Below are 25,814 nucleotides of genomic sequence, written 5' to 3'. Positions count from 1 at the left end.
GCTGCGCACTTTTCCTGGAATTGCTCTAGCCGGATTTCAATGGCTGCCGGCAACCGGCAGCCGCACTCCCAAGGAGGATATGACATGGCTTTCACCAGCGCACTGACCAAGCACGTTCCCTTCTCCTCGCCCTTGCTGCGCGATGCCGGCTATATCGACGGCGTCTGGACATCAGGCGATGCCACTCGGACGTTCGACGTGCTGAACCCGGCAACCGGCGAGCTGCTCGCCTCGCTGCCCGATATGGGTGCGGCCGAGACGCGGGCGGCAATCGATGCGGCCTATGCCGCCCAACCGGGCTGGGCTGCCCGTCCGGCCAGGGAGCGCAGCGCGATCCTGCGCAAATGGTTCGACCTGATGGTCGCCAATGCCGACGAACTCGCGGCGATCCTAACCGCCGAAATGGGCAAGCCGTACCCGGAAGCGCGCGGCGAGATCCTTTATGCCGCGGCCTATATCGAATGGTACGCGGAAGAAGCCAAACGCATCTACGGCGAGACGATCCCCGCGCCTTCCGACGATAAACGGATGATCGTCATCCGGCAGCCGGTCGGCGTCGTCGGCACGATCACGCCGTGGAATTTCCCGGCAGCAATGATTACCCGCAAGATCGCCCCGGCGCTTGCCGTCGGCTGCACCGTGGTCTCAAAGCCCGCCGAACAGACGCCGCTGACGGCGATCGCCCTTGCCGTACTCGCCGAGCAGGCCGGCATTCCGGCGGGCGTCTTCAACGTCATCGTCGGGGTCGACGGCCCGGCGATCGGCCGCGAGCTCTGCGGCAACGAAAAGGTGCGCAAGATCAGCTTCACCGGTTCGACGGAGGTTGGCCGCATCCTGATGCGGCAGTGCGCCGACCAGATCAAGAAGGTGAGCCTGGAGCTCGGCGGCAACGCGCCCTTCATCGTCTTTGACGATGCCGATCTCGACGCTGCCGTCGAAGGCGCGATCGCCTCCAAATACCGCAATGCCGGCCAGACCTGCGTCTGTGCCAACCGCCTCTACGTCCAGTCGAACGTCTATGACGCCTTCGCCGCCAAGCTTGCCGCCAAGGTCGCCGAGATGTCGGTCGGCGACGGCTTCAAGCCGGGTGTCGTCATCGGGCCGCTGATCGACGCGCAAGGCCTTGCCAAGGTGGAAGACCATGTCAGCGACGCGCTTGCCAAGGGCGCCAAAGTACTGACCGGCGGCAAGCGCATCGACGGCGCCGGCACCTTCTTCACGCCGACGGTCCTGACAGGCGTTGCGCGCGGCATGAAGGTGGCGCGCGAGGAGACCTTCGGGCCGGTGGCGCCGCTCTTTCGCTTCGACACGGTCGAGGACGTCATTCAACAGGCCAACGACACGGAGTTCGGCCTCGCAGCCTATTTCTACGCCGGCGATCTGAAGAAGGTCTGGCGGGTGGCGGAAGCGCTGGAATACGGCATGATCGGCATCAATACCGGCCTGATGTCATCCGAGACGGCACCCTTCGGCGGCATCAAGCAATCCGGCCTTGGCCGCGAAGGCTCGCGGCACGGCGCCGACGACTATCTGGAAATGAAATATCTCTGTATCGGCGGCGTCTGATTGATCATCCTAATGAGACGAGCACGCGGCATTGCGCCGCGTATCGTCAATAATGCGGCGGGCGGGTGATGCCAGGCGCTTCCAGCGACTGCTCCTCCAGCGACAGAAAGCGTTCGGTCAGCCGGTCGAGCTTGGTGCGCATCTGCTCGACGGTCTTCCACTGCTCGGCGAGCTGATCGGAAAGCTCTTCGATCGTCTTTGCCTGGTGGGCCAGCATTTCTTCCAGCTGGGTGATGCGGTTCGTCTCGTCGGACATCGATCCTCCTTTGCCGAAACCGGCAGAACAGATGGTTCTCCCAAAGCGGAAATAGGCCGCCGCGTCAATGCTTTCCATGCCCGGCGCGGCCACACGCAAAACTGTACCGTTTGGTTACTAAAAGACCTTGCCGGGCCGGATATTGTGGGGTAGGCCGTTATCCATCTGGGAGGAATACTGATGGATGCAGGAAACGGCTTTCTTCATCCGGACCGGCTTTTTCCGGCTGATCCGGCAACACGGACCATCGCGCGAGACCTCTACGAGACGGTGCGCAATCTTCCGATCGTCAGCCCGCACGGGCATACCGAGCCGTCCTGGTTCGCCGACGACAAGCCTTTCGAAGATGCGGCCTCGCTGCTGGTCATTCCCGATCACTATCTATTCCGCATGCTGCACAGCGTCGGTGTCACCTTGGACGAGCTCGGCGTGCCGCGGCTCGACGACAAGCCGGTGGCTGAGGGACGGGCGATCTGGCGGACCTTTGCCGCGCATTATCATCTCTTCCGCGGAACGCCTTCGAGTCTCTGGGTCGACCACGCCATGTCGGCCGTGCTCGGCTGCACCGAGCCGCTGACATCTGACAATGCCGATGCGCTCTACGACCATATCAATGCCCAGCTTGCCCTTCCCGAATTCCGCCCGCGGTCGCTGCATCAGCGATTCGGCATCGAAACGATCGCGACGACAGATGGGGCGCTCGATCCGCTGGCGCATCACCAGAAGATGGCGGCCGACGGCTGGATCGGCAAGGTGCGCACCACCTACAGGCCAGACGGCGTCACCGATCCCGATGCCGTCGGCTTCCGCGACAATCTCGTGAAGTTCGGAGAGATCACCGGCACTGAGGTGACGCGCTGGGACGGTCTGATCGAGGCGCATCGGCGCCGGCGCGCCTATTTCCGCCAGTTCGGCGCCACCGCGACCGATCACGGCGTGCCCACCGCCTTCACCGCCGACCTGCCGCTTTCGGAAAAGCAGGCGCTGCTCGACAAGGCGCTGAAGGGGCCGCTTTCGGCCGAAGAGGCAGAGCTCTTCCGTGGCCAGATGATGACCGAGATGGCCGGGCTTTCGGCCGAGGACGGCATGGTGATGCAGATCCATGCCGGCTCCAGACGCAACACCGACCGCGGACTTTTCTCGACCCGAGGCCCCAATATGGGCGCCGATATCCCGACAAGCACGGACTGGGTCGGCGGCTTGAATGCGCTGCTATCAAAATATGGCCATGCGCCGGGTTTGCGCATCCTGCTCTTCACGCTCGACGAGACGACCTATGCACGCGAGCTGGCGCCCATGGCTGGACATTGGCCCTGCCTGATGATCGGCCCGCCCTGGTGGTTCTATGACAGCCCGAACGGCATCCGCCGCTACCTCGACCAAGTCGTCGAGACAGCGGGCTTTGCCAATATGGCGGGTTTCAACGACGATACGCGCGCGCTGCTTTCGATCCCCGCGCGGCACGACGTCTGGCGCCGCGAAGTCTGCCGCTTCCTTGCCCAGCTCGCCGCCGAGCACCGGATTTCCAAGCGGGAAGCCGAGATCGTCGCGGGCGAGCTCTCCTATGGCAATGCAAAGAAGGCCTACAAGCTGTGACCGAACGACTGCAGACCCTTTCCGGCCTCGCCTCGACGGCGAAGCTTCCCGGCTATGTCCGTAACCAGCTGAAAAGCGGCATCCTGCATCTTGGGCCAGGCGCCTTTTTCCGCGCGCATTTCGCGCCGTTTACCGATGCCGCACTTGCCGCAGAGGGCGGAGACTGGGGCATCGAGGTGGCAAGTCTACGCACTGCTGATGTCGCTGACAATCTGAGCGCTCAGAACGGGCTTTATACAACGTTGATCCGCGACAGCTCGGGCACGGCGGCTGAGGTGATCGGTTCGATCCTGAAGGCGCATGTGGCGCCCCGCGATCCGGCTGGCCTGCTGGCGCGGCTCGAAGATCCCGCTATCCGCATCGTCAGCATGACGGTGACGGAAAAGGCCTATGGTTTCGATCCGGCAACCGGCGGCCTCGACCTGAAGCACCCCGATATTGTCGCCGATCTCGCCAGCCGGCATACGCCGCGCGGCGTCATCGGCTACCTCGTCGAAGGCCTTGCGCGCCGCCGGCAGAAGGGGATCGCGCCCTTTACGCCGCTCAGCTGCGACAACCTGCCGAGCAACGGCGCGGTTCTAAAACGCCTCGTGCTCGAATTCACCTCCCGCATCGACCCCGAGCTGCATCGTTGGATCGAAGCAAATGTGCCCTTCCCTTCGACGATGGTCGACCGCATAACGCCGGCAAGCACCGAAGCAACCTATGCCGATGCCGAGCGGCTAACGGGCCGCACCGACATGGCGGCGGTCGAGACAGAGCCTTTTACACAGTGGGTCATCGAAGATCATTTCGCCAATGGGCGGCCGGCCTGGGAAAAGGTCCGTGGCGCGCTGATGGTCGAGGAAGTCTCGGCCTACGAAAAAATGAAGCTGCGGATGCTGAACGGCGCCCATTCGCTGCTCGCCTATCTCGGTTATATCGGCGGCTATGAATTCATCCGCGACGTGATGGACGATGCAGCCCTGGCAGCACTTGCCTATCGCCACATGCATGCGGCCGCGCGTACGCTCGATCCGGTGTCGGGCATCGATCTCGATGACTATGCCAGCGAATTGATAGCGCGCTTTGCAAACAAGGCGATCGCGCATCGCACCTATCAGATCGCCATGGACGGCACGCAGAAACTGCCGCAGCGGCTGCTGGAACCGGCAACCGAGGCACTGGCGCATGGCGACAAGGCAGAGACCTATGCGATCGCCGTTGCGGCATGGATGCGCTATGCGATCGGCGAGCACGGCAACGGCGAGCGCTATGAACTGCGCGATCCCCGTGCTGGCGAAATCGCCGCTCTCATCGCCGATGTCCCGCGCACCGGCCTTGCGATTTCGGCGGCTCTTTTCACCCTTCCAGGACTTTTCCCAGCGGCTTTGACAGGACACCGGGCGTGGACGCAGGACGTCTCCGACAAGCTGGAGATCCTGATCCAGGACGACCGGCTGCCGCTGTTCTAGAGCAATTCCAGGAAAAGTGCGAAGCGGTTTTCCGTCCGGAATTGCGTAAAAACAAAAGGATAGAGCGGTTCTGCGTTTCCGTTAAAGCTGAACTGCTCTAGACCCGGCTACGCCTTGATGCGCGCCATATCGGGATCGTAGAGCGGCGACAGCGACACCTTGCAGGGGATGCGTTCCCGCGCGACATCAAGCTCATAGGTGCCGGAGAGGACGAAATCCTCGGTCACGCCGTCGGGATTGCGGACGTAGCCGTAGCCGATCGGCTTGCCCAGCGTATAACCGAAGCCGCCGCTCGACAGCCAGCCGACGCGCTTGCCGTCGCGATAGATCGTTTCGCGGCCGAGCAGCACGGCATCCGCATCCTCCGGAATGAAGCAGGCGAGGCGCTTCTTCACCCCGCCCGCAAGCTGCCGTTCGATCGCCTCGCGACCGCGGAACGGAATATTCTTCCGCATCTTCACCGCCCAGCCGAGACCGGCTTCAACAGGCGTATGGTCGGGACCGATATCCGACCCCCAGGCGCGATAACCCTTTTCCAGGCGGCAGCTCTCAATGGCGCGGTAGCCGGCATTGACGAGGCCGAGCTCACCGCCTGATGCCATCAGCACGTCATAGACCGTGGTCGCATACTCGATGGGAACATGCAGTTCGTAGCCGAGCTCGCCGACATAGGTGATGCGCAACGCCCGCACCGGGCAACCTGCAATGCCGATGGTCCTGACCTTGCCGAAGTGGAAGGCTGCATTCGAGACATCGCTGCCCGTCACCTTTTCCAGCACGGCGCGCGAATTCGGTCCCATCAGCGACAGCACGGAATAGGCGGATGTGACTTCGACCAGCTCGGCATGCATCGCCGCCGGGATATTGCGTGCGATCCAGTCGAAGTCATGGGTGGCGAAGCCGGTACCGGTTACGATGTAATATTCGTTCTCGGCGATGCGGGCGACCGTCACGTCGCATTCGATGCCGCCCTTGTCGTTCAGCATCTGCGTGTAAATGAGCGATCCCACAGGTCTTGCGACATCGTTGGCGGCGATCCAGGACAAGGCTGCCTCGGCATCCCTGCCCTTCAGCACGAATTTGGCAAAGGAGGTCTGGTCGAAGATGACGGCCGCTTCGCGCACGGCCTTGTGCTCGCGGCCGACGGCGTCGAACCAGTTCTGCCTGGTGTAGCTGTAGACATCCTTCGGCTCCTCGTTGGCGAAGAGATCGGCAAACCAGTTCGGCCGCTCCCAGCCGAGCTTTTCGCCGAAACAGGCGCCCTGCGCCTTCAGCCGGTCATAGAGTGGCGATTTGCGGCAGGGGCGGCCGCTCGAATGTTCCTCGAACGGCCAGGCCATGGTGTAATGCTTGCCATAGGCTTCGAGCGTGCGTGTCCGCACCCAGTCGGTATCGAAATGCGGCCGGCCGAAACGGCGGATATCGACCGGCCAGAGATCATAAGGCGGTTCGCCCTTCGTCACCCATTCGGCAAGCGCCATGCCGGCGCCGCCGGCCGAGGCGATGCCGAAGGCGTTGAAACCGGCGCCGACGAAGAAATTCTTCAGCTCCGGGGCCTCGCCGAGAATGAAGTTGCCATCCGGCGTGAAGCTTTCCGGGCCGTTCAGCAACTGCTTGACGCCCACGTTTTCCAGCGCCGGAACGCGGCCGAGCGCCTGTTCCATGATCTGTTCGAAATGGTCGAAATTGCTGTCCAGCAGCGTGTAGTGGAAACCTTCGGGGATGCCGCTTTTCGCCCAGGGAATGGGGTTCGGCTCGTAGCCGCCCATGACGATGCCGCCGACCTCCTCCTTATAGTAGGTCAGGCGATCGGGATCGCGCAGCGTCGGCAGGTTGGAGGGCACGCCGAAGGATTCGGTGATGATGTATTGATGCTCGACGGAGACCAGCGGTACGTTGACGCCGAAGCGGGCGGCGAAGGCGCGCGTCCATTGGCCGGCGCAGACGACGACGCGCTCGCATTCGATGCGCCCTTGCGCCGTGACGACGGCGCGGATCTTTCCCTTGTCGATTTCGAGGTCGAGGACTTCGGTATCCTCGAAGATCGAAACCCCTGACATGCGGGCGCCCTTTGCCAGCGCCTGGGTAATGTCGGAGGGATTGGCCTGGCCGTCTGTGGGAAGGAAAGCGGCGCCGACGAGATCGTCCACCGTCATCAGCGGCCAGAGATCGAAGGCTTCCTGCGGGGTCAGCAATTGCATTTCGAGACCGAAGGACTGGGCGGTGGTCGCCTGGCGCCTGACCTCGGTCCAGCGTTCCTCGTTGCAGGCAAGGCGCAGGCCGCCATTCATCTTCCAGCCGGTGCCGAGACCCGTTTCCGCCTCCAGCCGTTTGTAGAGTTCGACGGAATAGCCAAGAAGCTGGGTGATGTTGGCGCTGGTGCGCAGCTGGCCGACGAGGCCGGCGGCATGGAAGGTGGTGCCCGAAGTAAGCTTCTTGCGCTCCAGCAGGACGGTATCGGTCCAGCCAAGCTTGCCGAGATGATAGGCCGTCGAGCAGCCGATGATGCCGCCGCCGATGACCACGGCTTTCGCCGTCTTCGGTAATTCCTTCGTCATTTATTGGTCCTGTTCAAAGGCTTGATAGGCGCGCTCGAAGCGCGCGAGATTTTCGGCCGTGTAGCCGGCGTAATCGAAATCGATGGTGGAATGAATTTCCGAAATCATGCTCCACAGCGTCTCGCGCAGCAGCGAGGCGCATTTCATCGCCGCATAGCGCCGGCTGAGATCATTGGTCAACGGCTGGTCGAAATAGGTCTCCAGCATCGCGCGCTCGGCCGCTTCCGAGAGTTCGTTGTTGGAGGCCAATCCGCCAAGATCGAAAAGCGGCGTGTTGAAACCGGCATAGTCCCAGTCGATCAGCCAGAGCCGTTTGCCGTCATCGAGAAAGTTGGCGGCCAGCAGATCGTTGTGGCCGAAGGCGATCTCGAAAGGTCCTGCCGCTTCTTCCAGCCTCTCAGCCCTGCCGAGGAGCCCCGGCAGCAGTGGAAGATAGGCGCTCTCCGATGCCTTCAGATTGGCGGCATAATCGCGGATGACGTGGAAGACCCAGAAGATCATTGCCTGACCGCGGAAATGCCGGGCAATGTCATGATGGCAGGCGCGGACCAGCGGGACAACCCGGGCCAGCATGTCAGGTGTCCTGATATCCTCCGGCGAAAGCGCCCTCGCCTCGATATATTCGAGCACCAGGACGCCCGGCAAATGGTGGATGACCGCCGGCGAAATGCCGGCCGCATGGGCGGCACGGCTTGCGGCAAGCTCGTTCTGCCTGTTGATGTGGTGGATCGGAATATCGGTGCCGAGCCTGACCACGCAGCGCGCGACGGCATCGCTGACGAGATAATTCCTGTTGGTGATGCCGCCTGCTATCGGCGAGATTTCGATCGGGCCCTGCCAGATGCCAAGCGCATGAATCCTATCTTCAGGCGTCATGCTCATCCCCTTCTGCCCCTTCCGAAATGATGGGGCAGAGGAGGATCTGATGTCAAGCGGCGGTGCGCTTAGATCGTCTTGCCGGCCGCGTCGAAGACGTGACAGCGGGCCGGATCGAAGGAAGCCTTCACATTGGCGCCGCGCTCCACCTTCTGCTGGCCGTCAAGCGCCACGGTCAGGAGCTGGCTATCCGGCGTCGTGGTGTAGAGCATGGTGGCGCCGCCAAGATTTTCGACGAGATCGACATTGACGGTCGACAGCGCGATTGTACCTTCGGCCAGCGAAAGATGCTCGGGACGGATGCCGAAGGTGACGTCCTCTCCGGCCTGGCCTTTCAGCCGGCGCGGCAGGCGGACGGAATTGCCGCAGACATGGATGCTGGTTTCGGCCTCGCCGACCTGCTCGATGCGGGCCTTCAGGAAATTCATCTTCGGGCTGCCGATGAAACCGGCGACGAAGCGGTTGGCCGGATTGTTATAGAGATCGAGCGGCGCGCCGACCTGCTCGATACGGCCGGAATTCAACACCACGATCTTGTCGGCCATCGTCATGGCTTCGACCTGGTCATGGGTGACATAGATCATCGTATTGCCGAGGCTGCGGTGCAGGCGGGAGATCTCGACGCGCATCTGCACACGCAGTTCGGCATCGAGGTTCGACAGCGGCTCGTCGAACAGGAAGATCCGCGGTTCGCGCACGATGGCGCGGCCGATCGCGACACGTTGGCGCTGGCCGCCGGAGAGCGCCTTCGGCTTGCGCTCCAGCAGCTTCTCGATCTGCAGGATCTCGGCGGCGCGCTTCACTTTCGGCTGGATATCGGCCTTCTTGTAACCCGCCGTCTCCAGGCCGAAGGCGAGGTTCTTGTAGACCGACATGTGGGGATAGAGCGCATAGGACTGGAAGACCATGGCGATGCCGCGCTTGGCTGGCGCCACCTCGTTCATGCGTTCGTTGTCGAGCAGCAGCCCGCCGCCGGTGATCTCCTCGAGACCGGCGATCATGCGCAGAAGGGTCGATTTTCCGCAGCCCGAGGGGCCGACAAAAACGACGAATTCGCCGGGATCGATCGTCAGATCGATGCCATGGATCACATCCAGCGAGCCGTAGCGCTTTTCGACCTTCTGAAGAACGACACTGGTTGCCATCTTGTCAAAACCCTCTCTTTTTATTTTGTCGTTTATTTCGTTCTTGCGCGCCAATCGGCGTATTTCGGACTGTCGGGACCGACCGGCAGCGGCACATCAGCGCCGCTGTCGGAAGACTGGTAGATGGCGGTGACGAGTTCCAGCGCGCGGCGGGCGTCCCGGCTCGTTACCGGCAGTGGCGCATGGCCACTCAAAAAGGCATGGAACTGGCCCATCTGCGTGGTGAAACGCGGCGCGACCGGCTGCCAGTCACCAACCACCCGGTCGATCTTCTCCCGCACATCGTCGTTCGCGGCAATGATCTTCCAGGGGTCTTTGCCGGGCGTGTAAGGCTCATGGCTGCTCTCGAAAGTAACATTCTCGAAATGCAGCCTGAGCCGGCTAATCTGCTCCTGCGACCCAAGGGTACAGGAAAGCGAGACAAAGGCGCCGTTTTCCATCAGCAGGCTGGCGGAGGCACAATCCTCGACCTCGATATCGTTGACACGGGTGGCGACGCGGCCGAAGACCCTTGCAGCCGGGCCCATCAGATGCATCAGCATGTCGTGCAGGTGCAGGGCATGGGTAACGAGCACGCCGCCGAGTTCCGTCGCCCATTTGCCGCGCCAAGGCACGGCGTAATATTCCGGTTTGCGCAGCCAGAAGGTTTCGACGGAAGCGGTATAGGGTTTGCCGGCAATACCGGCGTCGATGATCCGCTTGGCCTTCTGGATGCCGTCGCCGTAACGATACTGGAAGATCGGCATCAGCACGCCCTTGGCGGTCTTTTCCGCTTCCATGATGGTATCGACGGCGGCAAGCGAACCTGTCAGCGGCTTTTCGCAAACGACATGTTTACCGGCAGCCAGGGCCGCGACCACCTGTTCCAGATGGATACCGGGAGGGGTGCAGATATCGATGATGTCGATCGTGTCGTCGGCCAACAGCTCCGCAAAGGAAGTCGTGCGGCGTTCGATGCCGAACTCGTCGCCGACCGCCGCCATGCGCTGCTCGTTCAGGTCGCAGATCGCCACGACCTTGAACTTGTCGGAATGCGGCAGGTAACCTTCGACGATGTGGGAGCGGCCGATACCGCAACCAACGATCGCGACCGTCCTGATGCTCATGTCGCTCTTTCCCGTTATCGCCATCAACGTTTCATGCCCGTCGTGGCGATGCCCTCGATCAGCAGGCGCTGGAAGAACAGGAAGAAGAAGAAGACCGGCACGAGCGTCAGGGTCGACATGGCGAACAAACCGCCCCAATCCGATGCGCTGGTGGAATCCACGAAAGTGCGCAGGCCGAGCTGAATCGTATAGGTGTTCATGTCGTTCAGGTAGATCAGCGGACCGAAGAAATCGTCCCAGGTCCAGATGAAGGAGAAGATGGCGGCTGTGGCCAAAACCGGCAGCGACAGCGGCAGCATGATCTTCCAGTAGATGCGCCAGGCGCTGCAGCCATCCATCATCGCCGCCTCATCGAGTTCGCGCGGGATGCCGCGGAAGAACTGCACCATGAGAAAGATGAAGAAGGCATCGCTTGCCAGGAACTTCGGCACAACCAGCGGCAGGATGGTGTTCACCCAGCCGAGGTTGAGGAAGAGCACATATTGCGGGATCAGCGTCACATGGTAGGGGATCATCAACGTGCCGAGCATGATCGCGAACCAGAAGTTCCGACCGGCAAAACGCAGCCGCGCAAAGGCGAAGGCCGTCAGCGAACAGGCGATGACATTGCCCGTCACCACCAGCAGCGAGATGACGAGCGAATTCCAGAAGAACCGTCCGAAGCTGACATCGAGGCCGACCCAACCGCGCGCATAGGAGGAGAGATCGATCGACGACGGGATGAGCGAGGTCGACGAGAAGATCTCGTTTTCCGGCCTCACCGATGCCGAAACCATCCACAACAGCGGATAGAGCATGAGAAGTGAAGCGGCGATCAGCAGGGCGTGGATGATGAGCGACGCCGGCAGGCTGCGTTTGGTGATGTCGGATGGCGGCCTGGCCGCAGTCACAGAAGCGGTCATCTCAGTCATCGTAGTGCACCCAATAACGCGAGGTCAGGAAGGAGAAGGCGGTGAAGATCGCGATGATCACCACCAGGATCCAGGCGAGCGCCGAGGCGTAGCCCATGCGGAAATTGCCGAAGGCTTCCTGATAGAGGTAGAGCGTGTAGAAGAGCGTCGAATTGATCGGACCGCCCGTGCCGCCGGAGATGATGAAGGCCGGTGTGAAGGCCTTGAAGGCTTCAATCGTCTGGACGACGGCATTGAAGAAGATCACCGGTGTCAGAAGTGGCAGTGTGATCTTGTAGAATTGCCGGAACTTCGAGGCACCGTCGAGGCTCGCGGCCTCATACATATCCTGCGGGATCTGGCGCAGGCCGGCCAGGAAAATAATCATCGGCGAGCCGAACTGCCAGACGGACAGAGCCACCAGCGTGTAGATCGAATAGTTCGGATGCGAGATCCAGCTCGGCCCTTCGATGCCGAAATGCGAGAGCGCGGCATTGACAAGGCCATCGCTGGCGAAAAGCTGACGCCACAGCACGGCGATCGCCACGCTGCCGCCCAGCAATGACGGCAGATAGAAGATGGCGCGATAGATCGACAGCCCACGCAGGCCGCGGTTCAGCGCCATGGCGACCAGCAAGGCGAAGGTCAGTTTGAACGGCACCGAGAAGACGACATAAGTCAGGGTGACGTGCATGGCGGCCGAGAATTTAGGGTCCGCCGTGGCGATGCGCACGTAATTCGCCATTCCCACCCACCTCGGCGACTGCAGCATGTCGAAGTCGGTGAAGGAGAGATAGAGCGAAATCAGGGCCGGCCCGAGCGTCAGCCCGAAAAAGCCGATGAGCCACGGAAGAAGGAAGAGATAGCCGGGAGCATTGGCGTTCCAGAGACGCCTGAAGCGTCCATCGGCCACGGCCCCCTGATATCTTTCCACATTTATGGCCCCTGCGGGCGTGCGCATCGCATTGCTCATACGGGATCAGCCTCGTGCGAGAATCTGCGTGATTTCATCGACGAGCTGTTTGCCGCCATCGGAAGGAGATACCTGTCCGAAGGCCACTTGTTCGGCGATGTTGCGTAGGGTTAGCTCGCCTTCACCGGCGCCGGCGGGCGGTGGCGGCGGCAATTTGCCGGCGAGTTCGCCAAGGCCGCTGACATAGGCCAGCGCAATCTTGCCGTTCTCGTCGAGCTTCGCCGCGACGACCTCACGCATGGCGCTCGATTCCGGAATGCCGCGTTCGACGTCCAGAAGCAGCGCTGCCTCTGGGTTCTTGACGAAGAAATTGACGTAGTCCACGGCCAGGTCCACGGCTTTCGACTGGGCGGAGACCGAGAAGAACATCGAAGGCTTGCGGTAGTGGCCGCCCTTCGAATCCGCCTTGACGCGCATGTAGTTGGTCAGCGCCAGCTTGTCCTTGTTCATTGCCTGATAGGCGACGAACTGGTTGGAATGGGCGAAACCAGCGGCCGACTTGCCGAGCGAAACCGTGTTGGTTTCGATGTCGTTCTTGTCGAGTGCCTGGACATCGGCAGGAACGCAGGCGCCGGCCTCACGGAACTTGGCCCACATGTCGTACCATTCCGAGGCATCGTCCACGCCGAAGGCGATCTTGCCGTCGGCGGTATAAAGCGCCTTGCCGCGCTGACGCAGCCAATTTTCAAACAGCGGTTCACCGCCGCTGCCGTCGGCCATGCCGAACATGCCCTTGCGTTTGCCTGCCTTGGTGATCTCCGCACCGATGCGGCCGAATTCTTCCCAGGTGGTTGCCTGGGTCGGCAGATCGACGCCGGCCTCCTTGAAGGCAGTGGTGTTCAGGACGGTGGCCGCCGAATTCGCCCCAAGGCTGACGCCATAGAGATGGCCGTCGACGCTGCCGCCTTCGATCTGCGCCTTGTCGAAATCGTCGAGGTTCAGCTTGGCCGGCATATAGGATTCGAGCGGGGCGAGCGCGCCGCGCCGCGCATACTGAACGATATAGCGATAGTCCATCTGGATGACATCGGGCGCGTTGCGGCCGGCGACCTGGGTCGCAAGGCGCGGCCAGTAGTCGCCCCAGCCGAGGAATTCGCCGGTGATCGACGTGCCCGGCTTCTTCGTCTGATAGAGCTGCGATACCTTGTTGGTGCGATCCGCGCGCGGCTGCGAGCCCCACCACAGGAGACGCAGGCGCGTTTCCTGTGCCAAAGCGCTGGTTCCCAGCGCCGAGAGCGAAAGAAGCGTCGCTCCGCCCGCAACGAAATTACGTCTGCTTACACGTAGGCTCATTTTTTCCTCCTCCAAAGGGAAGCGCCTCCACACGCTTCCGAAACCTAGTTACCCTTGCATAAATAACTAATTGGTTACAAGCTACGAGCAAAGCGGCGAGCGTGTCAAGCGGTGTCGCTCGCGGGCCCTTCAAATTCGGTTTTTACAATTTCGCACCGAAGGCTTATGAGCGCAACATGTGAAGACGGAGGTGGAGAGATGAACGACAGCGGGGAGAATGGGGAAAAGAAGAGGTCTCGACGCCCGGTCGCGGAACGGACAGCCCACCGCGATCCGGAGCGGACACGCGCTGCGATCCTCGAAGCGGCAACCCGGGAATTCGCCGAAAACGGCATGGGTGGGGCTCGCGTCGACGCGATCGCCGAGCGCGCCGGCACCAACAAGCGGATGCTCTATCATTATTTCGGCGACAAGGAGCAACTCTACCTCAAAGTGCTCGAAGAAGCCTATGTCGGCATCCGCACCGCCGAGCGCGCGCTTCATATCGGCGACCGCAGCCCGGAGGAAGGCATCGGCGAACTTGCGCTCTTCACCTGGCGTTATTTTCTCCAGCATCCGGAATTCCTCAGCCTGCTCGGCACGGAAAATCTGCATCGGGCCCGCTGGCTGCGTCAGTCGGTCCGGCTCAAGGAACTGCATTCGCATTTGATCGGCGAGCTTTCGGACGTGCTCGAGCAGGGAAAGAAGCAGGGCGTCTTCATCCAGACCGCCGATCCCCTGCATGTCTACCTGACGATCGCCTCGCTCGGTTATTTCTACCTCTCCAACCAGTACACGCTGTCGACGATCTTCGGCCGCGACCTGATCGAGCCGACCCATCTCAATGCCTGGGAAAGGCATATCGTCCACGTCACGCTCGCCTCGATCAAGCGCTGAATCTCGAAAATCGGATTTGACTCTTGACAGTCGCTCGGATCTTCTGCCATCAAGTAACTGTTTAGTTACCGGCTTGGGAGGGCCGGGCCAGGATGCCCGCTCCCGCCGCAAAAGATTGCTGGGAGGAAAAAATGGCACGCTTGGGTATCATCTTGCACGGCGTCACCGGCCGCATGGGCTACAATCAGCACCTGGTGCGTTCGATTCTCGCCTTCCGCGACCAGGGCGGCATCACTTTGAAATCCGGCGAGAAACTCGAGATCGACCCGATCATCGTCGGCCGCAACGCCGCCAAGATGGAAGAGCTGGCGAAGAAGCACGGCATCAAGCGCTGGTCGACCGATCTCGATGCCGCTCTCGCCAATCCCGACGACACGATCTTCTTCGACGCCGGCACGACGCTGATGCGGGCCGAACTGCTGTCCAAGGCGCTCGATGCCGGCAAACATGTCTATTGCGAGAAGCCGATCTCCGACGATCTGCAGGTGGCGCTCGACCTTGCCCGCAAGGCGCGCCGCTCCGGCCTCAAACACGGCGTCGTGCAGGACAAGCTCTTCCTGCCTGGCCTGCGGAAGCTGGCGCTGCTCAGGGATTCCGGCTTCTTCGGCAAGATCCTCTCCGTGCGCGGCGAATTCGGCTACTGGGTTTTCGAAGGCGATTGGGGCGTGCCGGCCCAGCGCCCGTCCTGGAACTATCGCAAGGGCGACGGCGGCGGCATCATCCTCGACATGCTCTGCCACTGGCGCTACGTGCTCGACAATCTGTTCGGCGAAGTCAAAGCCGTATCCTGCCTCGGTGCTACGCATATTCCGCGCCGCATCGACGAGCAGGGCAAGCCCTATGACTGCGACACGGACGATGCGGCCTATGCGACCTTCGAGCTCGAAGGCGGCGCGATCGCGCAGGTCAATTCCTCCTGGGCCGTCCGCGTCCGCCGCGACGACCTCGTCACCTTCCAGGTCGACGGTACACATGGTTCGGCCGTCGCCGGTCTGACGAAATGCTGGAGCCAGCACCGCGTCAACACGCCGAAGCCGGTCTGGAACCCGGATCAGCCGCAGACGATCGACTTCTACAAGACCTGGGACGAGGTTCCCGATACGCAGGCCTTCGACAACGGTTTCAAGGCGCAGTGGGAAATGTTCATCCGCCATGTCGTCGAAGACGCGCCGTGGCCCTATGGCCTGGAAGCCGGCGCCAAGGGCGTGCAGCTTGCCGAACTCGGCCTAAAATCCTGGGCCGAGCGTCGCTGGCTCGACGTTCCCGCACTGGAGTTCTGAGCCGTGACGACGATCAATCTCCCTCTCGACGGCAAGATCGTCCCCTACACGCTGACCGGCACGCCGATCGCGCTCGCCAAGCGCGACGCCAAGGCCTTTCCGCGCATCGCCTTTGCCGCCGCCCATGTCGTCGCCGATCCGCTCGCCGACAACGATCCGTGGCTGACGCCGGCGATCGATTGGGAGCGCACGCTGGCTTTCCGCCACCGGCTCTGGGATCTCGGCCTCGGGGTTGCCGAAGCGATGGATACGGCGCAGCGCGGCATGGGCCTCGGCTGGCCGGAAGCGCGCGACCTCATCCGCCGGGCGCTCAGTGAGGCGGCCGGCCGCAAGGACGCGCTGATTGCCTGCGGCGCCGGGACCGACCATCTGACGCCAGGACCCGACGTCACTATCGACACGATCCTCAGGGCGTATGAGGAGCAGATCGAAACGGTGGAAGCGGCCGGCGGCCGCATCATCCTGATGGCCAGCCGGGCGCTTGCCGCCGCCGCCAAAGGGCCGGACGACTATGTAAGCGTCTATGACCGCATCCTTCGCCAGGTCAAGGAACCCGTCATCATCCATTGGCTCGGCGAAATGTTCGATCCGGCGCTTCAGGGTTATTGGGGCAACAGTGATCATATCCAAGCCATGTCCACCTGCCTCGAGGTGATCGAAGCCCATGCCGACAAGGTCGACGGCATCAAGATCTCGCTGCTGTCCAAGGAGAAGGAAGTGGCGATGCGCCGCCGGCTGCCGAAAGGCGTGCGCATGTATACCGGCGACGATTTCAACTATGCCGAACTGATCGCCGGCGACGAAGAGGGCCATTCCGACGCGCTGCTCGGCATTTTCGATGCGATCGCTCCGGCTGCCTCGGCCGCCCTCGAAGCGCTCGGCCGCAAGAGCAACCATGAATTCTTCGATCTGCTGGAGCCGACCGTGCCGCTGTCGCGCCACATCTTCAAGGCGCCGACCCGCTTCTACAAGACCGGCGTCGTCTTCCTCGCCTATCTCAACGGCCTGCAGGATCATTTCGTCATGGTCGGCGGCCAGCAGAGCACCCGCTCGCTGACGCATCTGGCCGAACTCTTCCGCCTTGCCGACAAGGCCCGGGTTCTCGCCGATCCGGAACTCGCAACGGCGCGCATGAAACAGGTGCTTGCCGTCCACGGCGTCAACTGAAGCACGCGGAACGGGAGGAGAATGACATGCAGGTCGAAGGACTTTCGATCAACCTGGCGACGATCCGCGAGCAATGCGGCTTTGCCGAGGCCGTCGATATTTGCCTGAAACACGGCATCACCGCGATCGCCCCCTGGCGCGACCAGGTCGCCAAGGTCGGTCTCGACGAGGCGGTGCGTATCGTCAAATCGAACGGCATCAAGCTGACCGGTCTTTGCCGCGGCGGCTTCTTCCCGGCGGCGAACGATGCCGACTGGCAGAAAAACCTCGACGACAACAGGCGTGCGATCGACGAGGCGGCGGCATTTTCAGCTGATTGCCTCGTGCTCGTCGTCGGCGGTCTGCCGGGCAGCTCGAAGGACATCGTCGCCGCGCGCCGAATGGTGTTCGACGGCATTGCCGCCGTTTTGCCGCATGCGCAGGCTGCCGGCGTGAAGCTCGCCATCGAACCGCTGCATCCAATGTATGCCGCCGACCGTGCCTGCGTGAACACGCTCGGTCAGGCGCTCGACATGTGCGAACAACTCGGGGAGGAGGTCGGCGTTGCGGTCGATGTCTACCATGTCTGGTGGGATCCCGATCTTGCCAACCAGATCGCCCGCGCCGGCCGAATGAAACGCATCTTTGCCCATCACATCTGCGACTGGCTGGTGCCGACAAAGGACATGCTGCTCGACCGCGGCATGATGGGCGATGGTGTGATCGACCTCAAAGGCATAAGACGGATGGTGGAGGCCGCCGGTTTCTTCGGCGCTCAGGAGGTGGAGATCTTTTCGGCCGAAAACTGGTGGAAACGCCCGGCCGAAGAAGTGATCGCCACCTGCGTCGAGCGCTTCAGGAGCTGCTGCCAGGCCTGATTTCAGTATTTGTTTCATCACGCATGCAGGAGGATCATTCGATGGAGAAACGCCGTTTTGCCCTGATCGGTACGGGAAACCGCGGCACCACCATGTGGGGCAAGGATCTGCTTGCCGGCTGGCGCGAACATGTCGACCTGACCGCGATCGTCGAAAAGAATTCGCTGCGCGGCGAACGCGCCCGCAACATGATCGGCAGCAATGCGCCGCTCTACGAAAACATCGATTCGATGCTTGCTGAGCAGAAGCCGGATCTGGTCATCGTCTGTACGCCCGACCATACGCATGACGATATCGTCGTGCGTGCGCTGGAGTCCGGCATCGACGTCATTACCGAAAAGCCAATGACGACCTCGGTCGAAAAGATTCGCCGGATTCTGGATGCCGAAAAGCGCACTGGTCGCCGGGTCGACGTGTCCTTCAACTATCGCTATGCGCCGACGGCTGCGAAGATCAAGGAATTGCTGAATGCCGGCGAGATCGGCCGGGTCACCTCGGTCGATTTTCATTGGTATCTGAACACCAAGCACGGTGCCGACTACTTCCGCCGCTGGCATGCCTATACGGAAAATTCCGGCAGCCTGTTCGTCCACAAGGCGACGCATCATTTCGATCTGCTGAACTGGTATCTCGACAGCGATCCCGAGGCCGTCACCTCCTTCGCCGACCTGCAGAATTACGGCCGCAAGGGCCCGTTCCGCGGCCCGCGCTGCAAGCTCTGTCCGCATACGCATGAATGTGACTATTATCTCGATCTTGAGGCCGATCCCTTCCTCGATTCGCTTTACGAGGATCCCTCGAAGATCGACGGCTACTTCCGTGACGGTTGCGTCTTCCGCGAGGACATCGACATTCCCGATACGATGGTGGTGTCGCTCCGTTACCGCAACAACGTCCATGTCTCCTATTCGCTGAACACCTTCCAGCCGATCGAAGGCCATCACCTTGCCTTCAACGGCACCAAAGGGCGGATCGAGCTTCGCCAATATGAGGCCCAGCCCTGGGAAGAGCCGAAGGAAGACACGATCCTCCTCATCCGCAATTTCCCGAACGGCAAGGAGGCTGTGGAGCGCATCGTCGTTCCGCATTTCACCGGCGGCCATTACGGCGGCGACGACCGGATGCGCAACATGATCTTCAAGCCCGACATGGAAGACAGGCTCGCGCAGCGCGCCGGCACGCGAGCGGGCGCCATGTCCGTGCTTTGCGGTATTGCCGCGCTGACGAGTTCGCGCACCGGCAAGGTGGTCAACATTGCCGATCTCATGCCTGAACTTGCCAATGACGGTTCGCCAAATTCACTGAGGACGTCGCGCTGATGCCTCCTGCCTAGAGCATTTCCGTTTTCTTCGAATCACGGAAATGCTCTATCTCTTTGTTTTTACGCAATTCGGGACGCAAAACCGTCTAAGCCGCTCGACGCGCCTCAGGCGATGTTTTCGAGATTTTCCAGGTGGATCTGGTAAAGCAGCGGCTGGCCGGTCACGAAGCGCTCTATCTCATCCACCGCCATCTCCCCGAGGCGTGCCCGTTCCAGCCCGATGGCGCCGGCAATATGCGGCGTCAGAAACACGTTCGGCAGATCGTAGAAAGCAGAAGCTGCCTCCGGGATTTCCGGATCGGTGACGTCGAGGACCGCGTCGATACGACCGGTCTTGAGCGCTGAAAGCAAGGCCGCCTCATCGATGAGAATGCCGCGCGCCGTGTTGATGAGCGTCGCGCCATCCTTCATCAGCGACAGCCTTCGCGCATCGATCATATGCTGTGTCGACGGCAGCGACGGCGCATGCAGGGAGACGATATCCGCCTGCCGCATCAATTCGTCGAGATCGGCCTTTTCCGTTCCGAGGCCGGCCGCCTCGGTGGCATCAAGCGTCGGGTCGGCGAGCAGCAGTCTATAGTCAAAGGGTTTCAGGAGCTCGATGACGCGCCGGCCGATGCGCGAAGCGCCGACGATGCCGACGGTGCGGCGGTAATTTCCGATCGCTTCGCGCTGCATCGGATGGGTGCGGTTGCGGTTTCGGTCGGCGACGTAGAGATCGCGGAAACGGAAAACGCGCTTGCCGGCGAAGATGATCGCCGCCAGCGTGAATTCGGCCACCGGCACGGCATTGGCCTCGGCCGAATGACTGACCGGGATACCCGCTTCGAAGATGGCGTCGTCGATGACGCCTTTGACCGTACCCGCCGCATGGACGACGAGCTTAAGATGCGGCGCCGCGACGGGGATTTCAGGCCCGACATAGGGCCCGCCCCAGCCGGTGATCAGGATTTCGGCTTGGGCCAGCAGACGCCTCGCACGTTCGTCGTCGAAGCGCTGCAGCGGTTTGGAATCCAGCAGGCGACCGATGCCGCTCAGCCGGCGTAGGACCTCATCCGGCAGGACGTGCTCGGTGCGCGACGGTTGCATGGCAAGGACGATGGCCGGCTGGCTCATGGCATCTGTCCCGGCGCTTCGATGGCGCTGACTGTCACGCCCTTTTCCCTCACCAGGGCCTCCAGCGCTGCGATGTCAGGCGCTTTCGGTGGGATCGTCCAGACAGACGAGACAGCAGCGGGATCGTCAAGTGCGAGCACCGCCGTCACCAGGATGGTTTCACCGGCCGGAATCTGCCCGCGCAGCTGCGGCACGAGGGTTTTCGCGACGATCACATTGGTGTTGGGCATTGCCTTCTGGACGAGACCCGAACGTTTGACCGAAGAGCCGAGATCGAGAATGCCGGTGAAATCGGCTTCGCCGATCGCATAGGCAACCCCACCCGAAGCGGACAGGGTATCCAGCTCGAAATCCCGGCGGCCGATGGCAAATCCGCCTTCGGCAATCCGCAACGGCCGGCTTGTCCTGATCCGGTGGAGGCGGATATGCCAGGGTGCGGCGGGCACGAGCCAGGTTTCGACGTCGACATCGGCAAAAGGCGACCATTTCGCATAGAGCACGTCGCCGGCGAGCTTGGCTTCCTCGTTCGTTTCGCGCACGCGGTAGTGAAGGCCGTCATCGCTGAAGGCAAGCGCTGAATCGAAGGCGGCAAGCGCAAAGGCGCGCTCATCGGCCTCGACGCTGAAGCCGTAGCGGGTGGAATAAGCGAACTTCGCGTATTTTTCCGTGCCGCACCGCATCTGCAGGTTTTCCTGGCCGGAAGACAGCGCCACGACATCGCCGCCCGCCCGCATGATCACCATGCCGGGATGACGCTGGGGGATGATGTCAGGCGCCTGCTCCGGCACTTTTTCCTTCGCCGTCCAGAATGGGTGATCCTCAGCGATCGCCAGCGGCAGGAAGGCCTTGAAGGCCCAATAAGGGGAGCCCGCGGAATTATAGCTCTCCGACATCAGCAGGTTCGGGTAGCCGAAACCGATCGACAGTACGCCGTCGCGATCGGCAATCGGCTTGTCTTTCCACCAGCGCAGATGCTGCAGGCAGAGATGCTTGACCTCCCCCCAGGGCAGAGCCTCGACATCGGCAAAGGCGAGCGCCGACCAGAAGCCGGCGCAGGCAAAGCGATAGGTCAGGCTGCGGCCGAAGGGGATCGTCGCCCCGTCAACGGCAAACCAGTGCCGGAAATCCTGGGCGAAGAGGACCGCGCGCTCGCGGTAGCGCTTTGCATAGTCGTCGTCGACGAGCTTCGAATAGATCAGGCCATAGAAATGCATGGCGAAGGGAATGTAGTGGTCGATACGGCGCACGTTTCCGTCGCGATACCAGCCGTCGCCGATATAAAAGCCTTCGAGTTCCTGCAGATATTGCCGCGTCAGGCTGCGGTCGAAATCGGCGCCGAGACGATCGAGCGCGATATCGACGAAGATCCGGAAGAATTTCCAATTGTTGTCGGCATAGTCGAACTGCCTGGCATGCTTGAGATAGGCAACGACATTGCTGCGGGCGCGCACATCGAGCGGCGCCCAGATCTTTTCGGGCACCAGAGCCAAGGCAAAACCGAGAGCGGCAAGCTCGACCATCCGCTGATCGCGGCCGTTGACCGTTCCCCAATATTCGGGATGGGCGGGATCGGTGCCGTTTGCGAGACCTTCGGCGAAACGATGCCAATGGGCGAAGTCGCCATTGCCTGCGCCCAGCGGCGCCAATCCCCAGAGCGGGCGAGCGAACCCTTCGAGATCGGCCGCCGCCCGATCGAAATGGGCGCCGCCGCCATTGAGCGTGACGCGGGCATTACCATTCGAGAAACAGGCAAGCAGCGGATCGAAGAGCGCAAGCAGGGCGCGGCTCATATCGGCGCGGGTTTCCAGCGGATTACCTGCGAGCGGGTTGGCGCTGGCGGGATCATAGGTCATCGGCATTACTCACGGGTTCTAGAGCATGATGCCGAAAAGTGTGAGCGGTTTTCGGACGACATCATGCTCTAACTATTTAATTTAGAACAGGATTCAGATTTTAGGCTTGGCCTAAATCATCCTGTTCTAGGCGTTCGGAACGGTTCCTCCCGGAATGGGAACAACCGCCTGGCAGATATGGCGCGCAGCGGCCGTCCTGTTGCGGAAGCGGGACAGCATCAACGAAACGGCTTCACGCCCGAGGGCAGCGCGGTCGACGCGCATGGTGGAAAGCTGCGGACTTGTCATCAGCGCGCAGGGCAGATCGTCGAAACCGACAATCGCGAAATCCTCCGGCACACGCAGCCCCGCCTCGGTGACGGCCTCGAGCACGCCGACGGCGATGAAATCATTCATACAGAAGGCGGCCGTAAAACCGGCATCCTCGGCAAGTGCCGCGGCGGTGCGGTCATGCGCCTCCCGGCTGGCGCTGCCGTCAAGGGTCAGGGACAAGAGACGGCCCTCGGCGCCGGGGACGGCGGCGATCGCCGCCTCGAAACCGCGCACGCGCTCCCGGATCGTATGGCGGTGAGATCCGCTCAAATGCAGGATTCGGCGATGGCCGGCTTTGGTCAGCCGGCTGGTCGCCTCGTAGGCGCCAAAGAAATTAGCCGGCGAAACGCCATCGAACTGCATCCGTGGATCGGTGCCATTGACAAGAACGGTCGGTGTCATGCTGGCTTGCAGCCAGCCGCGCAACGTCTCGTTCGGATCGATGCCGACGAGAAAGAGACCTTCAGCCCCGGCTGTCTGCATATAGTCGCGCACAGCATCCGGCGTGATACGATCCTCGCGGACCAGCCGGACGTCGAAGGGCATGCCCGCTTCCGCAGCGCCAGCGCGCAGGCCGTCGACGATCGCTTCATAGAAGACGCTGAGGGTGCCGGTGACGCCGTCGCTGGCAATCAGCGCCAGCCCGCCGGCAACAGCTTCGGAAGCCGGCTTGACGGGATAGCCGTGCTCGGCTGCCACCTTCAATATCTGGCGACGGACGGTTTCGCTGATACCAGGTTCGTTGGCGAGCACCCGCGACACCGTGGAGACGGAAACGCCGGCCAATGTGGCTATATCGGCCTGACGCGGCCGTCTGATCTTTTGGTCGTTCATAGGCAAACATTATGCAAGTAATGCAAATTTGCAAGAAAATGGTTGCTTCTTGCAATAATATTTTTTTTGCGTAATCTGTTTGCCGAAGTGCTCGATAATGCCGTTGGAGGATGGCAGCGGGCAGTTGGGACAAGGAGGATTATCAATGCAGGTCAATCGCCGTTCATTTCTGATGGGTTCAGCCGGTGCGGCCGCCGGTCTCGCCCTCGGTGCCGGAAGCGCCATCCCGGCCTTTGCCGAAGACGCACAGCTGCGTGCCATGTGGTGGGGGTCCAACGACCGCGCCAAGCGCACGCTCGATGTTGCCAAGCTTTATCAGTCGAAGACACCTGGCGTCACTCTCGTCGGAGAATCGCTGTCGGGCGACGGCTACTGGACGAAGCTCGCAACGCAGATGGCCGGCCGCTCGATCGCCGACATCTTCCAACTCGAGCCGGGAACAATCTCAGACTATTCGAAGCGCGGCGCCTGCCTGCCGCTCGATGAATTCGTCCCCTCGACGCTGGATGTTCGGTCCTTTGGCGCCGACATGCTGAAACTGACCACCATCGACGGCAAGCTCTATGGTGTCGGCCTCGGCCTCAACTCCTTCTCGATGTTCTTCGATACAGTCGAATTCGAAAAGGCAGGCATCCCGCTGCCGACGGCCGACCTAACCTGGGATGAGTATGCCAAGCTCGCCGTAGAACTCGCCAAGTCCTCCGGCAAGGGCGGCGGCCCCTATGCGGCGCGCTACGCCTATGTGTTCGATGCCTGGCTGCGCCAGCGCGGCAAGAGCCTCTTTGCGAAGGAAAGCGTGGGGCTCGGCTTCACGGCCGACGACGCCAGGGAATGGTTCGACTACTGGGAGAAACTGCGCAAGGCGGACGGTACCGTTGCTGCCGACGTGCAGACGCTCGATCAGAACACGATCGACACCAATTGCCTCGGTCTCGGCAAATCGGTGATCGGCATGGCCTATTCAAACCAGATGGTCGGCTATCAGCTGATCATCAAGAACAAGCTTGGCATCACCATGCTGCCGCGTGAAAAGAAGGGCGGTCCATCCGGCCATTATTACCGTCCCGCACTGATCTGGAGTGTGGGAGCTACGACCAAGCACGGCGAAGCTGCCGCGAAGTTCATCAGCTTCTTTGTCAACGATCCCGAAGCCGGCAAGATTCTCGGTGTGGAACGCGGTGTGCCTATGTCGCCGACAGTGCGTGAAGCCATCCTGCCGCAGCTCAACCCGACGGAGCAGGAAACGGTCAAATACGTGAACCTGCTCAAGGATCAAGTCGGTGAGTATCCGCCGCCGGTACCGATGGGGGCAACCCAATTCGACCAGCGCGTGCTGCGCCCGATTTGTGACGAACTCGCCTTCGAACGGATTTCGCCCGCCGATGCGGCGACCCGGCTCATCGAAGAGGGTAAGGCAACGATCAAGGGATGATCGGTCGCCCGACATGAGGAGAGGCCCGCAACACCCCGGCGGGCCTCCCTGTTTTCAGGCCTCTGTTTTCCGGACTATCAGTTGCTGCCCAGGTCTTTGACCACGCGCCAGTCCGGCCGGCCGAGATCGAACGGCCATGCATGCACATCCCGGTCGTTGAAATAGACGACTTCCTGCAGATTCGGGAAGGCGCTCTGCTTCAACGTGGCTGTTTCGATCCACGGCCTGATATAGGCGTCACCGCCTTCATAGCCGAGCTCCGCCACCCAGATGGGCTTTCCGTAACCGGCGACGAGATCATATCCCTGCTTCAATGCTTCCGAGAACGTCCGGTGCTCATTGTAGGCAAGCTCGTCGTAGCGCTGCAGACCGAAGACCGAGAGCCCGACGAGATCGACATAATCGTCGCCGGGATAATAGGCTTGGAGGCCAGGCTCTCCCTTCGGCGACCACATTAGCTCTGTGCCGGGCGCCTCCTTACGGACGATGTCCATCATCCGCTTGTAGGCCGTGATATAGTCTTGCGGGCTCCAGCCGGACCATGAGAACCGCCCTGACTTGTCCTCCATCTCCTGTCCCCAGCGGACGATCACCGGGCTTTTCAGCTCGGATATCATATGCGCGATCGAACGCATGTTGACATCGTAGTCACCGCGCAGGACCTTCGCGCGAAGCTGTGCGGAGGTGAGCCGCCAATCGACGTCCCAGGACCATGGCTCCACAGTGATCAGCAGGTTGCGGCCTCTAGCCAGCGCATAGGCATCGGCGACGCGCAACGTTTCGAGGTCGACGTCCTCCCACGGCAGGAACAGGGCTTCGGTCGCGACATTCGCCTGCGCGCCGAAATCGCCGTGCGGATCGTAGGTCCCGAACTTGATGCCGTCGGCATGAAGGACGGGGCGCTTGTCGATGATCGTCTGCACGGCCGCCGCCGGGTTTGGCGCAATGCCCGCATATTGCACTTCGCTTCGGCCCGGCAGATCCGCGACACACAACAGCAGCAGCGCAATCGCGGTGGTCGAGAGGTTGTTTTTCATTAGCTTCTTCATGGCT

Annotated in this window: 21 protein-coding genes; 9 read left to right on the top strand and 12 right to left on the bottom strand. The window is 61.7% G+C overall.

Annotated features, from left to right (window positions below):
* The first annotated feature begins 84 nt into the window (after window positions 1-84).
* Complete coding sequence (locus tag CUJ84_RS22815) at window positions 85-1,566, top strand: NAD-dependent succinate-semialdehyde dehydrogenase (RefSeq protein ID WP_105007825.1); 1,482 nt, start codon at window positions 85-87, stop codon at window positions 1,564-1,566.
* A 46-nt stretch (window positions 1,567-1,612) separates the two neighbouring features.
* On the opposite strand, the gene CUJ84_RS22810 is transcribed toward CUJ84_RS22815, so the two are convergent.
* Entirely contained in the window at window positions 1,613-1,822 is a 210-nt protein-coding gene (locus tag CUJ84_RS22810; RefSeq protein WP_012759624.1) for a SlyX family protein, read from the bottom strand.
* Window positions 1,823-2,002: 180 nt separating this feature from the next.
* On the opposite strand from CUJ84_RS22810, the gene uxaC reads away from it, so the two are divergent.
* Both uxaC and CUJ84_RS22800 read left to right on the top strand, forming a co-directional pair.
* Window positions 2,003-3,418 carry a glucuronate isomerase gene (gene uxaC / locus CUJ84_RS22805; protein ID WP_105007824.1) on the top strand — a complete coding sequence of 472 codons (1,416 nt, stop codon included), beginning with the start codon at window positions 2,003-2,005 and terminating at the stop codon, window positions 3,416-3,418.
* On the top strand, window positions 3,415-4,872 hold the full coding sequence (locus CUJ84_RS22800; RefSeq protein WP_105007823.1) for a mannitol dehydrogenase family protein: 1,458 nt from the start codon (window positions 3,415-3,417) through the stop codon (window positions 4,870-4,872). Before uxaC ends, CUJ84_RS22800 begins: the two co-directional genes overlap by 4 nt.
* A gap of 107 nt (window positions 4,873-4,979) precedes the next feature.
* On the opposite strand, the gene CUJ84_RS22795 is transcribed toward CUJ84_RS22800, so the two are convergent.
* The 7 genes from CUJ84_RS22795 to CUJ84_RS22765 all read right to left on the bottom strand — a co-directional run bounded on the left by CUJ84_RS22795 (window position 4,980) and on the right by CUJ84_RS22765 (window position 13,713).
* Window positions 4,980-7,430, bottom strand: coding sequence for a GcvT family protein (locus CUJ84_RS22795; protein WP_105007822.1), 2,451 nt, complete (start codon window positions 7,428-7,430; stop codon window positions 4,980-4,982).
* Window positions 7,431-8,306, bottom strand: a complete 876-nt coding sequence (locus tag CUJ84_RS22790; RefSeq protein WP_105008287.1) for a phosphotransferase — start codon at window positions 8,304-8,306, stop codon at window positions 7,431-7,433. It lies immediately after the preceding gene.
* 68 nt (window positions 8,307-8,374) lie between these two features.
* Entirely contained in the window at window positions 8,375-9,451 is a 1,077-nt protein-coding gene (locus tag CUJ84_RS22785; protein ID WP_105008286.1) for an ABC transporter ATP-binding protein, read from the bottom strand.
* A 32-nt stretch (window positions 9,452-9,483) separates the two neighbouring features.
* Complete coding sequence (locus CUJ84_RS22780) at window positions 9,484-10,581, bottom strand: Gfo/Idh/MocA family protein (protein WP_199788749.1); 1,098 nt, start codon at window positions 10,579-10,581, stop codon at window positions 9,484-9,486.
* On the bottom strand, window positions 10,581-11,468 hold the full coding sequence (locus tag CUJ84_RS22775) for a carbohydrate ABC transporter permease (protein WP_027682265.1): 888 nt from the start codon (window positions 11,466-11,468) through the stop codon (window positions 10,581-10,583). The genes CUJ84_RS22780 and CUJ84_RS22775 overlap by 1 nt, the downstream gene beginning before the upstream one ends.
* Window positions 11,461-12,420, bottom strand: a complete 960-nt coding sequence (locus CUJ84_RS22770) for a carbohydrate ABC transporter permease (protein ID WP_027682266.1) — start codon at window positions 12,418-12,420, stop codon at window positions 11,461-11,463. Before CUJ84_RS22770 ends, CUJ84_RS22775 begins: the two co-directional genes overlap by 8 nt.
* 6 nt (window positions 12,421-12,426) lie before the next feature.
* A complete protein-coding gene (locus CUJ84_RS22765) occupies window positions 12,427-13,713 on the bottom strand; it encodes an ABC transporter substrate-binding protein (RefSeq protein WP_105007821.1) in 1,287 nt (428 codons plus the stop codon).
* A gap of 198 nt (window positions 13,714-13,911) precedes the next feature.
* On the opposite strand from CUJ84_RS22765, the gene CUJ84_RS22760 reads away from it, so the two are divergent.
* From CUJ84_RS22760 to CUJ84_RS22740, 5 genes are all read left to right on the top strand, one after another.
* On the top strand, window positions 13,912-14,589 hold the full coding sequence (locus CUJ84_RS22760; RefSeq protein ID WP_027682268.1) for a TetR/AcrR family transcriptional regulator: 678 nt from the start codon (window positions 13,912-13,914) through the stop codon (window positions 14,587-14,589).
* Window positions 14,590-14,720: 131 nt separating this feature from the next.
* On the top strand, window positions 14,721-15,869 hold the full coding sequence (locus CUJ84_RS22755) for a Gfo/Idh/MocA family protein (RefSeq protein WP_105007820.1): 1,149 nt from the start codon (window positions 14,721-14,723) through the stop codon (window positions 15,867-15,869).
* A gap of 3 nt (window positions 15,870-15,872) precedes the next feature.
* On the top strand, window positions 15,873-17,036 hold the full coding sequence (locus CUJ84_RS22750; RefSeq protein ID WP_105007819.1) for a dihydrodipicolinate synthase family protein: 1,164 nt from the start codon (window positions 15,873-15,875) through the stop codon (window positions 17,034-17,036).
* A gap of 26 nt (window positions 17,037-17,062) precedes the next feature.
* Window positions 17,063-17,893: a sugar phosphate isomerase/epimerase family protein gene (locus CUJ84_RS22745; protein WP_105007818.1), complete on the top strand. Its 831-nt coding sequence runs from the start codon at window positions 17,063-17,065 to the stop codon at window positions 17,891-17,893.
* 41 nt (window positions 17,894-17,934) lie between these two features.
* Window positions 17,935-19,212 (top strand): Gfo/Idh/MocA family protein, encoded by a 1,278-nt coding sequence (locus CUJ84_RS22740; protein ID WP_027682272.1) that lies wholly within the window; start codon window positions 17,935-17,937, stop codon window positions 19,210-19,212.
* A gap of 107 nt (window positions 19,213-19,319) precedes the next feature.
* Here the strand turns inward: CUJ84_RS22740 and CUJ84_RS22735 are convergent, their stop codons facing one another.
* The 3 genes from CUJ84_RS22735 to CUJ84_RS22725 all read right to left on the bottom strand — a co-directional run bounded on the left by CUJ84_RS22735 (window position 19,320) and on the right by CUJ84_RS22725 (window position 23,329).
* Window positions 19,320-20,330 (bottom strand): hydroxyacid dehydrogenase, encoded by a 1,011-nt coding sequence (locus tag CUJ84_RS22735; protein ID WP_105007817.1) that lies wholly within the window; start codon window positions 20,328-20,330, stop codon window positions 19,320-19,322.
* Entirely contained in the window at window positions 20,327-22,183 is a 1,857-nt protein-coding gene (locus tag CUJ84_RS22730) for a DUF2264 domain-containing protein (RefSeq protein ID WP_105008284.1), read from the bottom strand. Before CUJ84_RS22730 ends, CUJ84_RS22735 begins: the two co-directional genes overlap by 4 nt.
* Before the next feature lie 126 nt (window positions 22,184-22,309).
* Entirely contained in the window at window positions 22,310-23,329 is a 1,020-nt protein-coding gene (locus tag CUJ84_RS22725; protein WP_105007816.1) for a LacI family DNA-binding transcriptional regulator, read from the bottom strand.
* A 145-nt stretch (window positions 23,330-23,474) separates the two neighbouring features.
* Here CUJ84_RS22725 and CUJ84_RS22720 point away from each other — a divergent pair, with 145 nt between their 5' ends.
* Window positions 23,475-24,761, top strand: coding sequence for an ABC transporter substrate-binding protein (locus tag CUJ84_RS22720; RefSeq protein WP_105007815.1), 1,287 nt, complete (start codon window positions 23,475-23,477; stop codon window positions 24,759-24,761).
* Between the two features lie 77 nt (window positions 24,762-24,838).
* Here CUJ84_RS22720 and CUJ84_RS22715 read toward each other — a convergent pair whose 3' ends face one another.
* Window positions 24,839-25,810, bottom strand: coding sequence for a glycoside hydrolase family 26 protein (locus tag CUJ84_RS22715; protein WP_105007814.1), 972 nt, complete (start codon window positions 25,808-25,810; stop codon window positions 24,839-24,841).
* Between the last annotated feature and the right edge of the window lie 4 nt (window positions 25,811-25,814).

This window comes from Rhizobium leguminosarum (assembly GCF_002953715.1).
Lineage (GTDB): Bacteria > Pseudomonadota > Alphaproteobacteria > Rhizobiales > Rhizobiaceae > Rhizobium > Rhizobium leguminosarum_V.
This window is presented reverse-complemented; position numbering and strand designations above follow the sequence as displayed.